The organism is Flavobacterium eburneipallidum (assembly GCF_027111355.2).
Taxonomy (GTDB): Bacteria; Bacteroidota; Bacteroidia; order Flavobacteriales; family Flavobacteriaceae; genus Flavobacterium; species Flavobacterium eburneipallidum.
Genome location: NZ_CP114291.2, coordinates 3,799,059 through 3,811,648, shown reverse-complemented (window position 1 = coordinate 3,811,648; position 12,590 = coordinate 3,799,059). Strand labels below are relative to the sequence as shown.

11 protein-coding genes and 1 riboswitch are annotated in these 12,590 nt (G+C 32.8%); of the genes, 7 read left to right on the top strand and 4 right to left on the bottom strand.

Features of this window, described 5'->3' with window-relative positions; translation table 11 throughout:
• Positions 1-36: 36 nt before the first annotated feature.
• From OZP15_RS16105 to OZP15_RS16095, 3 genes are all read right to left on the bottom strand, one after another.
• A complete protein-coding gene (locus tag OZP15_RS16105; protein WP_281336634.1) occupies positions 37-1,809 on the bottom strand; it encodes a DUF4153 domain-containing protein in 1,773 nt (590 codons plus the stop codon).
• Positions 1,810-1,926: 117 nt separating this feature from the next.
• Positions 1,927-3,177 carry a methionine adenosyltransferase gene (metK, locus tag OZP15_RS16100; protein WP_281336633.1) on the bottom strand — a complete coding sequence of 417 codons (1,251 nt, stop codon included), beginning with the start codon at positions 3,175-3,177 and terminating at the stop codon, positions 1,927-1,929.
• Positions 3,178-3,424: 247 nt separating this feature from the next.
• A complete protein-coding gene (locus tag OZP15_RS16095) occupies positions 3,425-4,291 on the bottom strand; it encodes a helix-turn-helix domain-containing protein (RefSeq protein ID WP_269226438.1) in 867 nt (288 codons plus the stop codon).
• Between the two features lie 96 nt (positions 4,292-4,387).
• Between OZP15_RS16095 and OZP15_RS16090 the strand changes: the two genes are divergently transcribed.
• The 7 genes from OZP15_RS16090 to OZP15_RS16060 all read left to right on the top strand — a co-directional run bounded on the left by OZP15_RS16090 (position 4,388) and on the right by OZP15_RS16060 (position 11,644).
• Positions 4,388-4,750 carry a DUF983 domain-containing protein gene (locus tag OZP15_RS16090; protein ID WP_269226437.1) on the top strand — a complete coding sequence of 121 codons (363 nt, stop codon included), beginning with the start codon at positions 4,388-4,390 and terminating at the stop codon, positions 4,748-4,750.
• A gap of 693 nt (positions 4,751-5,443) precedes the next feature.
• Positions 5,444-5,647: a hypothetical protein gene (locus tag OZP15_RS16085; RefSeq protein ID WP_269226436.1), complete on the top strand. Its 204-nt coding sequence runs from the start codon at positions 5,444-5,446 to the stop codon at positions 5,645-5,647.
• Positions 5,648-5,812: 165 nt separating this feature from the next.
• A riboswitch (SAM riboswitch) is annotated at positions 5,813-5,916 on the top strand.
• Positions 5,917-5,991: 75 nt separating this feature from the next.
• Entirely contained in the window at positions 5,992-6,954 is a 963-nt protein-coding gene (locus tag OZP15_RS16080) for an alpha/beta fold hydrolase (RefSeq protein ID WP_281336632.1), read from the top strand.
• Between the two features lie 20 nt (positions 6,955-6,974).
• Positions 6,975-9,386: a bifunctional aspartate kinase/homoserine dehydrogenase I gene (gene thrA, locus OZP15_RS16075; RefSeq protein WP_269226434.1), complete on the top strand. Its 2,412-nt coding sequence runs from the start codon at positions 6,975-6,977 to the stop codon at positions 9,384-9,386.
• A gap of 56 nt (positions 9,387-9,442) precedes the next feature.
• Positions 9,443-9,877 carry an OsmC family protein gene (locus OZP15_RS16070; protein WP_281336631.1) on the top strand — a complete coding sequence of 145 codons (435 nt, stop codon included), beginning with the start codon at positions 9,443-9,445 and terminating at the stop codon, positions 9,875-9,877.
• A 113-nt stretch (positions 9,878-9,990) separates the two neighbouring features.
• Complete coding sequence (locus tag OZP15_RS16065; RefSeq protein WP_281336630.1) at positions 9,991-11,163, top strand: trans-sulfuration enzyme family protein; 1,173 nt, start codon at positions 9,991-9,993, stop codon at positions 11,161-11,163.
• Positions 11,164-11,233: 70 nt separating this feature from the next.
• Positions 11,234-11,644 (top strand): RrF2 family transcriptional regulator, encoded by a 411-nt coding sequence (locus OZP15_RS16060; protein ID WP_281336629.1) that lies wholly within the window; start codon positions 11,234-11,236, stop codon positions 11,642-11,644.
• Between the two features lie 2 nt (positions 11,645-11,646).
• On the opposite strand, the gene OZP15_RS16055 is transcribed toward OZP15_RS16060, so the two are convergent.
• On the bottom strand, positions 11,647-12,435 hold the full coding sequence (locus tag OZP15_RS16055; RefSeq protein WP_281336628.1) for a sulfite exporter TauE/SafE family protein: 789 nt from the start codon (positions 12,433-12,435) through the stop codon (positions 11,647-11,649).
• Between the last annotated feature and the right edge of the window lie 155 nt (positions 12,436-12,590).

Here is a 12,590-nt window from a genome sequence, read left to right as displayed (position 1 = left end):
ATTAATTTCGTTAGTGTATTTTTTATGGATTTATTGTTATTTTTTAATTCCAATCATAACTTTTAGTCTGTAATTTGTTATTGTTTTTTTGTTTTCTTTTTTTGCTCCATTTATATTTAAATAAGTGATTAGAATTCGGTATTTGGGTAATTCTATTGTTTGAGTGATTTTTTTATCAGAATTGTTATAATCAAAAGCTTTAGTAGTATTGACAAAATCAAAAATTCGTAAAGGAATTATATCCTGATTAATTTCTAAATTACAACCATAAGGTTTTTCAAATGATTTTATTGAATATTTGATTTTGTCTATTTCTATACAATTTTCACAATCTAAATTATTATTATCTGAAACAAAACAAGAAAAATCATAGTCGTGAATGTTTTCAATATTTTGATTTTCATCATCGTAATAACTATAATAAAAACTAGTGTTAATATTGTTTTTTCTATTAGATTTGTAGCGGTAAGTCAGACCTAAAGCCTCCATGATCTGTGAAGAATTTGGCTCTTCGTCTTTTTTGAGTAATGTAGTTAATTTGTCTTTTGTGTAAGGAATTAGAATGTTTGCAGAATAATTTTCTTCTATAAAATCTACAATACTACTCAAGTCTTTTTCCTGTTCAAAGTTCAGTTTTTCTTTTTCAATTTTTTGCATATACCATTCAAATCTAGAAAGTTGACTGTTTTTAGAAATACTATCCGCACTTTGAGGGCCAACAATAGATAACAATCCTGCAATGCACATGCTAATAGGAATGAATTTTATTTGAGGTTGCTTTTGAATTAAAAAATAACCCGCAACAATTACTAGCCAAATTGCTAATAATAATACATAATAACGTTCATGTGTAAATCCATACAACTGAACACGATATAGAATAGCATAAAACAGTAACCCTAACAAAGGGATTAATGAAAAATAAAACCAGCGATTGAAAGTTCGCATCCAAAGATTTCCTGTTTCAGTAGCTATTGGATGTACTAATAGGAATGATAAAATTCCGAAAATAGCAAATACCAAAACAAGGTTAGAAACCCAACCAACAGGTAAAGAGAGAGTAATTAAAATTTTCGTTTCATAACAAATTAAAATAACTAAATAAAGGCTAATTAAAGGCAATAAAACATATTGAGTAAAGTTTTTAAGTCCATTAGGATAGCTTAATTTTAAAGGTATTTCATGATTATTAGTATCTGGAACACCATTCAAAAAGAAAAGAGTATTGAAAATTCCAGCAATTACAAAGAACAAATAACCATAAATGTTATTGTCAAATTCAATCTTAAATAATTCTTTGACCGCCAAAATTGCTAAAGCTAATCCTGAATAAAGGACAATGGTGTATAAACCTGAAGTTAATATACGCAGAAATAGTTGCTTGTTAAATTCCCAAAATTCTTCTTGATTATATTTTTTGGGTAAAAAACCAGCAAATGAAACCAGTAAATGCAATGCTATGTTTAGTACTAAATACTGTTGCATTTCAATTTCTGAAGCGTCATTTTTAAAGCTGAAAACAAAAGCAATGGCTAGGCTTCCTAGGATTGAGCTAGTCAAAAAACGAAGAAGATTGTTTTTTTTGTAGTTGAAGAAAAATAAACTAATGGAAAGAAACAAGACCAAACATAGCGAGCAACTCATTATAGCTTTGAATAAAAATTCTTTTGAAGTATCTCCATAGTCTTTTTGAATAAGGAGAATAGCGCAAATGGTTCCGAAAATGGTCGTTATTGTTTCTAACGGAAATCTTAAAACAGTTTTTAGTGTAGCATTTAATACACTTTGTAAAGAAGGAAATTTAGCCATAGTTGGTTGGGATATTTTCTGCTAAATATATAAAAATAGATAGATAGCCAAATAAAAAACCCTGACAAAATATTAAATTTCGTCAGGGTATTTCTTTGTGTACTTTGCGGTTAAATTTTATAACCCAAAAGCAGTTTTCACTTGATCTACGAAATCTAATTTTTCCCAAGTAAACAATTCAACAGTTACTGTTTTTTCAATTCCTCCTGGCGCTTTGAAAGTTTTGGTTACCGTTTCTGGTTTACGTCCCATGTGTCCGTAAGCAGCAGTTTCGCTATAGATTGGATTTCTTAATTTCAAACGTTGTTCGATAAAGTAAGGACGCATATCAAAAATTTCCTCTACTTTTTTGGCAATTTCACCGTTAGTCAAATTCACTTTTGAAGTTCCATAAGTGTCAACAAAGATTCCCATTGGTTTTGCAACACCAATAGCGTAAGAAACCTGAACCAAAATCTCGTCAGCAACTCCAGCTGCAACAAGATTTTTAGCGATATGACGTGTAGCATAAGCCGCACTTCTATCTACTTTACTTGGATCTTTTCCAGAGAAAGCACCACCACCGTGAGCTCCTTTTCCACCGTAAGTATCTACAATGATTTTTCTTCCTGTCAATCCAGTATCTCCGTGAGGTCCACCAATAACAAATTTTCCAGTTGGGTTAATGTGGTATTGAATTTGGTCATTAAACAAATGAGCGTATTGTGGATATTTGGCTTTAATTCTTGGAATCAAAATAGAAATTAAATCATTTTTGATTTTTGCTAACATTTCAGCTTCTGGAGCGAAATCATCGTGTTGAGTCGAAATTACAATCGCATCAATTCGTTGTGGTTTGTTATCGTCTGAATATTCTAAAGTTACTTGTGATTTAGCATCTGGACGTAAATAAGTGATTTCAGCATCTTCTCTTCTTAGGTTTGCCAATTCAATCAATAATGCGTGAGCAATATCCAAAGCCAATGGCATATAGTTTTCCGTTTCATTAGTAGCATAACCAAACATCATTCCCTGGTCACCAGCTCCTTGCTCTTCTTTGCTAGCTCTGTCAACACCTTGATTAATATCGGCAGATTGTTCGTGAATGGCTGAAAGAACACCACAAGAATTGGCTTCAAACATATATTCACTTTTAGTATAACCAATTTTTTTGATGACATCTCTAGCAATAGTTTGTACGTCTAAATAGGTTTCAGATTTCACTTCACCAGCCAAAATAACTTGTCCAGTGGTAACTAAAGTTTCGCAAGCTACTTTTGATTCTGGATCAAAAGCCAAAAAATTATCAATTAGAGCATCAGAAATTTGATCCGCAACTTTGTCTGGATGTCCTTCACTCACTGATTCTGACGTAAATAAATAAGCCATAATAATATAGATTTTATAATTAAGCGAGAAAAAAGAAGGATTGCTGGTAAATAGTACTAAAGGAGAATTGCTGCTTTAGCATTTTTTTAACGAGGTTGCAATCAGTTCAAATTTTTCCTCTTGATTTTCGTTTGCAAAGGTATGAAACGATTTTGAATTGCAAATTAAACTTAACTTTTTTTTGAAGGGAAAAAATAGCCTGATTTTTTTGAATTTTAGAAGCGAATGAATAATAATCAAATTGGTGTTAGGAATGCAATTGCTTTTTGAAATTTTGTGGTGTCAATCCGGTGTGTTTTTTGAAAACTTTAGTAAAATAGGAATAATTTTCAAAACCAAGTTCATTTGCCACTTCGCCAATGACTTTTTCATTTGCCGATAATAATCGTTTGCTTTCTAAAATAATCTTGCTGTAAATGAATTCGGTTAAAGTAATGTTTAACACGTTTTTGCAAATTCTATTCAAATGTTTTAGACTAATATTCATTTTATCAGCGTAAAAAGAAGCTAGTTTTTCCGTTTTGAAATGTAGGTTAACTAAATTTTCCAGTTCATTAATTTTAAGATTATACGAATGAACAATGTGATCATTCATCGAATTGTATATTCTAGCTAATTCAACGTGAATGATGTCTATCAGATTCAATAATTTGTCCTGTTTTTTAAATTCCTCTTTTTTGTTTTCTTCCATCAAAAGTTCGAAATATTTTCTGATTTCGATAAGTTGCTGTTTGTTTAATACTATTTCTGGCGAGTTTTTCAAGGTTCTGTAAAAAGGATATTCTTCAATTTTTTTGTTTCCAAAGTAAAGATTATAAGCTTCTTGTGAATAGAATGTGATATATCCGTCAATGTTTTCAGAAAGTTCCCAGCTGTGTATTTGTCCAGGTTTTAGAATGTAAAGATGTCCTGTTTTGATTTCAAATTGATCAAAATCAATCGTGTGTGTTCCTGTTCCGTGAGTAAATAAAACCAGAAGATAGAAATTATGGCTGTGTGAGTTTTCAATAAAATCGTTGTTTTTCAAATGCGATTTAAAATCATTCACATACAAATCATTTTCTTCTGACTTGCAATTGAATTTCTTTATTTGATAAACAGGAAGCTTTTTCATAATTCAAAAATGTCTTTATAGTGCTATTTTTAGCGAATATAAGAAAGTTTTGTTACATCCTTTAATGCTAATTTTGTAAAAGAAAATAACACTATTATGAGTCATGCTATTTTACACCTCTTGAGTAATGAATGTCCCAATTGCAACAAAGGAAAAGTCTTTAGAGATAAGAGCTTTTTCTTTAGTATTGGTTTTCCAAAAATGAATGAATATTGCAGTCATTGTAATTTTAAATTCGAAAAAGAGCCAGGTTATTTCTTTGGAGCAATGTTTATAAGTTACGCATTGGGAGTTGGAGAAGGGATTATCACTTATTTGATAACGCATCAATTTTTTGATGAAACTTTCGATTTAAGAATGATACCTATAATTTGTAGTGTGATACTATTATTTAGTTTTTTCAACATTCGAATGTCACGAATGATTTGGATTTATATGTTTAAAAATTATTCATTATAAACCAATAATTTTTGAATTAATCGTTTTACTGTAAGTATTTGGAAGGAATGGCAAGTGAAAGCACAGCTAATTTCTATTTTGAACTAAAAGTTTGTCAATTCTTTAAAAAAATTTGGATTTCTAAATAAAAGTTTAGATATTTGTCAAACAAAAGAAAAAGCAAGATGAAATTAAATGTATGCAATATGTCGAAACATATTCAGGATAAATCCTGTGGGACGTTCGTTGCGTAATTTTAAATCTAAAATTATATAGCAAAAGCCTCCCACAAAACGGGAGGCTTTTTTTTTGAAATATATTAATCACAAATACAAATACTATGAACCATTTAAAACAGAAACAGATGAGCTTGTCCAATGTCAAATCGATGATTTGTTCAAAATCCGTTATGTGTATTTGTGTCTGCTGATTCCAAAAGTATAAGTTGTAACTGAACTTAAAACCCTTTTGGATGCCTATCTAAAAGGGTTTTTTGCTTTAGTAAATAAAACACAAAAGACACTAACTCAAATTTGAAAAAATCGAAGTTAGATTTAGTAAATATTTAGAATTCGTTAACTCAATATTTACACAATTAAAAAATAGGTTTATTAATTTTCCAACGGAAATTTTGATGCAACCCTTTTTAAAAAAAGACCAATTGAAAATTCAAAAGGTTGTAAAAAAAGTAGAACATTTAAAAATACAGATAGTATGAAAACGCTAAAATATATAACAAACACATTTAGGTCTTTGAGAGGAACAAACGCAAAAACCAACACAAACACAGGAGATAATTTAGAATTAACCAACAAGAGATTTGGATTCAATTTGAAAAGAACTCCAACTTCAGGAAAAGCAACAGCTTCTTTGTTGAGCTTATTGTATGCCGAAGAAAATGAAACGCTTTTTATTTAATGAAGATTAGATTCAAAAGTGAATTTAAAACAAGCATGGGCAGAGTCTTTTATAGGATCTGTCCGATGCTATTTTAATTTTTAAATAAAAACCCAATAGCCTAAAATTTGGTTTTTTGAAAAAAATGTGGTTAATTTGCACCTTTAAGTTCACAAACGTATTGAAATGTTATAAAGAAAGCTCGAGGGAATAGACCCGATGAAAGCTTAGCAACCCTTTGCCAACGAAGAAGGTGCTACATTCTATCCCATTTAGGGAAAAGATAACAACAAGATTCTAGGTCTCTTCTAGTTTTCTTTCTAATATTCCAAACGCAAATCAAAAATTATCAAAAGATTTGAATATTGGAAAATAAACCAACATCTATTACATTACAAAATATTACCACCGAAAGTGGCGCATTTTGCGCATCCATCAATTTGAGTTTTCAAGTTTTTGGACCAGCATTAAATACAGCTCCAATTGTTTTGGTAAATCACGCTTTGACTGGAAATTCACAAGTGGTTGGCGAAACTGGCTGGTGGAACAGTCTAATTGGCGAAAATAAAACTATTGATATTACTAAATATACTGTTTTAGCATTCAACGTTCCTGGAAATGGTTATGACGATGTTTTGATAGAAAATTACTTGGATTTCAATTCAAGAGATATTGCCAAACTTTTTCTGGAAGGAATCAAAGAGTTGAAAATTGAACAATTATACGCTATTATTGGAGGTTCAGTAGGCGGAGGAATTGCTTGGGAAATGGTGGCATTAGAACCAAAAATCACCCAACATTTAATTCCGATTGCTACCGATTGGAAATCGACAGATTGGCTGATAGCGAATTGCTATTTACAGGAACAAATATTGAAAAATTCCCGTAAACCAATTGAAGATGCGAGAATTCACGCGATGTTGTGCTATAGAACACCAGAATCGTTCAAAGTGAAGTTTCAGCGTACAACCAATGAAGAACTGGCAATTTTTAATGTAGAAAGCTGGCTGAATCATCACGGTGCCAAATTGCAGAAGCGTTTTCAGCTTTCGGCTTATAAAATGATGAATCAATTGTTAAAGTCGATTGATATTACCAGAAACAGAAGTTCATTCGATGAAATTATTGCTAAAGTGGAAGCCAATATTCATATCATTGGAATTGATTCTGATTTGTTTTTTACTGCAAATGAGAACAGAGAAACTTTCGAAGAATTAAAAAAACTAAATAAAAATGTTTCTTACGGTGAGATAAAATCAATCCACGGACACGATGCGTTTTTGATAGAATACAAACAATTAGATAATTTGCTTAAGGATATTTTTTAAGCATTATAGATACAGAACAGATGAAAATATTAAAATTTGGGGGTAAATCTTTATCCAATGGCAAAGGATTAAACAAAGTAATTTCGATAATCGAAAGCAAAGTCAATCAAGGCGAACAAATAGCTGTTGTCGTTTCTGCACGTGGAAATGCGACTGATGAATTAGAAGATATTTTGGCAATCGCAGCTAAAAATAAAGATTATAAAACGCCATTAGAAAATTTCAAGAAAGAACAAAATGGTGAATACAAGGACATCGATTTATCAGTTGAATTTGAAGTTTTAGACAAACTTTTTGAAGGTGTAAGCCTAATTGGCGATTACAGCAACAAAATTAAAGACCAGATTTTATCGCAGGGCGAATTGCTTTCGGCAAAATTGCTGACTGCTATTTTGAACCAAAAAGGAATAAGTGCTAATCTGACTGATTCAAGAGCGTTGATAAAAACGGATTCTAAATTTGGAGATGCACAGCCATTGGAACAAGCTTCCAAGAAAAACGTGATCAATTATTTCAAAGAAAATAACGATACTGTAAATATTATTACCGGTTTTATTGGGTCGAATAATAATAACGACACCACAACTTTAGGAAGAAACGGTAGCAATTACACGGCTTCGTTGTTTGCGAATTATCTTGAAGCAGAAGAACTTCAAAATTATACACACGTTGACGGAATTTATACTGCAAACCCTGAATTAGTTCCAGATGCGAAGAAAATTGATCGTTTGTCGTTTAATGAAGCCAACGAAATAGCGAATTTTGGAGCGACTATTTTGCACGCCAAAACGATTATTCCTTTGTTGGAAAAAAATATTCCGTTACGAATTCTAAACACTTTCAATGATGATAATCAAGGAACATTAATTACTTCAAAATCAAACAAAGAAGGAATTAAAACGCTTTCGGTTTTAGAAAATGTGTCATTGGTAAACCTGGAAGGAAGAGGATTACTAGGAAAAACGGGTGTTGATGCTCGTATTTTTAGAGTAATGGGTGACAATGATATTAGCGTAAGCATCATTTCTCAGGGTTCGTCTGAACGTGGAATTGGCTTGGTTGTAAATGCCAATGACGCCACAAAAGCGATGGTAGAATTGGAGAAAGAATTCGAAAATGATTTTTATTCCAAAGACGTGAACAAAATTTCGGTAACCGATAATGTTTCGGTGATTTCGATTATTGGTCAGGATTTGAGTACTTTCCACAAACCCTACACGGCCTTGATTAAAAATAAAATTGTTCCCATTCTTTTCAATAATACGGTTACGGGTAAAAATGTGAGTTTGGTAGTAAAAAAATCAGAATTACACAAAGCCTTGAACGTAATTCACGGTGAGATTTTTGGAGTTTCCAAGAAAATCAATATTGCTATTTTCGGTCACGGATTGGTAGGCGGAACTTTGATCAATCAAATTTTAGAATCGGCTCCAGCTATCGAAAAAAGGAAAGACATCAAACTGAATGTTTTTGCGATTGCGAATTCCAAGAATTTGCTTTTGAATAAAAATGGCGTATCTCCCAATTGGAAAAACGAAATCCAGACCAATGGTTTCTCTTATACAATTGATGATGTTATTGCTTTCGCCAATGAAAATCATTTGGAGAATTTGATTGCTGTGGATAATTCAGCAAGTGCTGTATTTGTAGAGAATTATACCAAATTGGCAGAAAATGGTTTCGATTTGATTTCTTCTAATAAAGTAGCGAATACTTTGAGTTATAAGTTTTACAAAGACTTGCGAAAAGTATTGGCGGAAAACCAAAAGAATTATTTGTACGAAACCAATGTTGGAGCAGGATTACCATTGATTGATACCATAAAATTATTGCATCTTTCAGGTGAAAACATTACTAAAATAAAAGGAGTTTTCTCCGGAACTTTGAGTTATTTATTCAATAATTTCTCTGCTAAAGATGTTCCATTCAGCGAAATTCTGAAAGAAGCTATCGATAACGGTTATACAGAACCGGATCCGAGAGAAGATTTATGCGGAAACGATGTTGGTAGAAAATTGTTAATTTTGGCTAGAGAATTGGATTTGCAAAATGAATTCGAAGAAATCCATATTCAAAACCTGATTCCAGAACATTTGCGTGAAGGAAATGTTACTGATTTCTTGAATAAATTAAAAGAATTCGATCCAATTTATACTAAAATAAAAGAAGAGCAAGAACCAAATCACGTGTTGAGATACATTGGCGAATTGTCAGGCGATTTGCAAAATGACAAAGGAAATTTGGAAGTGAAATTAGTTTCTGTACCTTCGGATACAGCCTTGGGCGGATTAAAAGGTTCTGATTCTTTCTTTGAAATTTACACCGAATCCTACGGAGACCGACCAATTGTGATTCAAGGAGCTGGAGCAGGATCGGCAGTTACAGCGAGAGGTGTTTTTGGAGATATTTTGAGATTGTCGGAGAAAGGATAATTGATTTAAGATTGCAGATTAACGATTTTTGATTTCAGATTTAAAAAAGAAAAAGAATGAAAATAACACTAAACAGAGTAAACGAAAACTTCCACTTCGAATTAAAAAACGAACGTGGACATATAGTAAATGTAGATGCACGTCCTGATTTTGGAGGTAATGATATGGGGCCAAGTCCAATGGAATTAGTATTGATGGGTGTTGCAGGATGCAGTGGAATTGATATGATTTCGATTCTAAAAAAACAGCGTCAGGAAATCACTTCTTTCAAAGCAGAAGTAGAAGGCGAGCGTGTGCAAGTGGGCGAAGCAAAACCTTTCAAAGATATTTACGTGGTTTTTTTATTGGAAGGAAACATTAAAGAAGACAAAGCGGCAAAAGCGGCACAATTATCTTTCGATAAATATTGCTCGGTTTCTAAAACTGTAGAGCCAACAGCAACAATACATTATAAAGTAGTTTTGAACGGAGTAGAATTAGCGAAAATCTAATTTAAACTTCAAATAAATATAGATACTGATTAAATAAATTGTTTAGTTAGTGAAATTTAAAACAATATGAATTCGTGCAAATTTGTGGAATTCGTGTTTAAAAAAATAAAAAAATGAACGAACAAGAATTTGGTTTTGAAACCGAAGCGATACGCAACCATTTAGAGAAATCACAATTTCAGGAGCATTCAACACCTTTGTATTTGTCATCCAGTTTTGTATTTGATGATGCAGAGGATATGAGAGCTTCTTTTACAGAAGAAAAAATACGTAATATTTATAGCCGTTTTAGCAACCCAAACACAACCGAGTTTGTAGATAAAGTTTGCGCTATGGAAGGTGCGGAGGCAGGTTATGCTTTTGCTACAGGAATGGCGGCGATTTATTCTACGTTTGCCGCTTTGTTAAGTTCAGGTGATCATATTGTGTCTGCTGGAAGCGTGTTTGGTTCGACTCACGCGTTGTTTATGACTTATTTTCCAAAGTGGAATATTGAGACTACGTATTTCGATATTAATAAGCCGGAAACAATTGAGAGTTTTATCAAACCGAATACCAAAATCTTATATGCAGAAACGCCGACTAACCCTGGAGTAGATGTGGTTGATTTGGAATTATTGGGTCAGATTGCCAAAAAACACAACTTAATTCTGATAATTGATAACTGTTTTGTAACACCATATATTCAACAGCCTATAAAGTATGGTGCTCATATAGTAGTACATTCGGCGACTAAATTGATGGACGGACAAGGACGTGTTTTAGGCGGAGTTGCTGTGGGGCAAGCAGATTTAATACGTCAAATTTATTTATTCTCAAGAAATACAGGGCCAGCTTTATCACCGTTTAATGCGTGGGTTTTGTCGAAAAGTTTAGAGACTTTAGCCATTCGTGTGGACAGACATTGTGAAAACGCCTTAAAAGTTGCTGAATTTTTAGAAAGCCATCCGAATGTAAATAGTGTGAAATATCCTTTCTTGAAATCGCATCCTAAATATGAAGTAGCCAAAAAACAAATGCTTTTAGGAGGTAATATTATTGCTTTTGAAATTAAAGGCGGATTAGAAGGCGGAAGAAAATTTTTGGACAAAATAAAATTATGTTCCCTTTCGGCAAATATTGGGGATGCAAAAACTATTGTGACGCATCCAGCTTCTACCACACACAGCAAATTGTCTGTTGAAGAAAAATTAGCGGTTGGAATTACAGAAGGTTTAGTACGTGTTTCAGTAGGATTGGAAACCGTAAAAGATGTTATTGCTGATTTAGAGCAGGCATTATCTTAATTATTAGATTATTAGCTTTGTCAAAGTTTTAAACTTTGACAAAGTTTTTTAAACACCATCAAAAATCAAAATGCTCTCAAAAAAAACTAAATACGGAATTAAAGCTTTGACCTTTTTGGCTCGCCGAGAAGATCAAACTCCTGTGCAGATTGCTGAAATTGCAAAAAGCGAGAAAATTTCGATTAAGTTTTTAGAAAGTATTTTATTGCTCTTGCGCCATTCCGGTTTTTTAGGAGCCAAAAAAGGAAAAGGCGGTGGCTACTATCTTATCAAAGAGCCCAAAGACATTAATATGGCAAAAGTCTATCGGATTCTCGAAGGACCAATTGCCTTGTTGCCTTGCGCCAGTCATAATTTCTACGAACCTTGCGATGATTGTACTGACGAAACTATTTGTGCTGTTCGTAAGCTAATGATGGAAGTTCGTGACAATACTTTAATGATATTGGAAAACAATACCCTCGCTGATATCGTTTTTTAATTTTAAGAAGCAAAAACTAATTTGTATCCCACGAAAAATAGCATAATTGCAATAGCATTTCGAAGTAATAAATCGGGAACTTTACCGCTCAATATACTCCCAAGATAAATACCAGGAAGTGATCCCATAAGCAATTGGGCTAATAATGCTAAATCTAAATTTCCCATCGAAGCGTGACCAATTCCCGCTACAAGTGTCAAAGGAACAGCATGAGCAATCTCGGTACCAACCAATCTTGGAGTAGGCAAAAGCGGATACAAGAAAAATAAAGTAACCGTACCCAAAGCACCCGCACCAATTGAAGTTAGAGTAACTGTAGCTCCCAATAGAACCCCAATACCAACAGTTAATACGTTTTGAGTCACACTCTCTTTATGAAACTTATCGCCAGCGTGTTTTTGCGAAAGAACCAACAATTTTGTCTTAAAAACAATCGCCACCGAAGTAAACAATAACGCCCAGCCTAAACTGTATTTTATAACCTTATTTATTGCTGTGACATCTGTTTTATAGATATCCAGAATCCACAAAGTCAGCAAAGCAGCAGGAACACTACCTAAAGAAAGCCAACCTGTAATTGTCCAGTTGATATTTTTTTTCTTATTATGCACATAAACACCGCCCATTTTAGTAAAGGCTGCATATAGCAAATCAGTTCCAACAGCCTTTGTAGGTGGAATTCCAAAATACAATAAAATAGGTGTCATCAAAGATCCACCACCAACACCAGTCATTCCAACGATAAAACCCACAACAATACCCGCAATAACTAAACCTATTTGAAAGTCCATTTCTAAATTTTTTTTGGCAAAAATAAAATTATTTTTTTAAAATACTATAAATCCGATAGACTTTAAGAAATATATTTTTAAAAAGATTATTTTGGAGCGAAACATCAGGCATTTTCGGCAAATATCGTTCCCGCCATCCTTCCAACCGTTGCGAG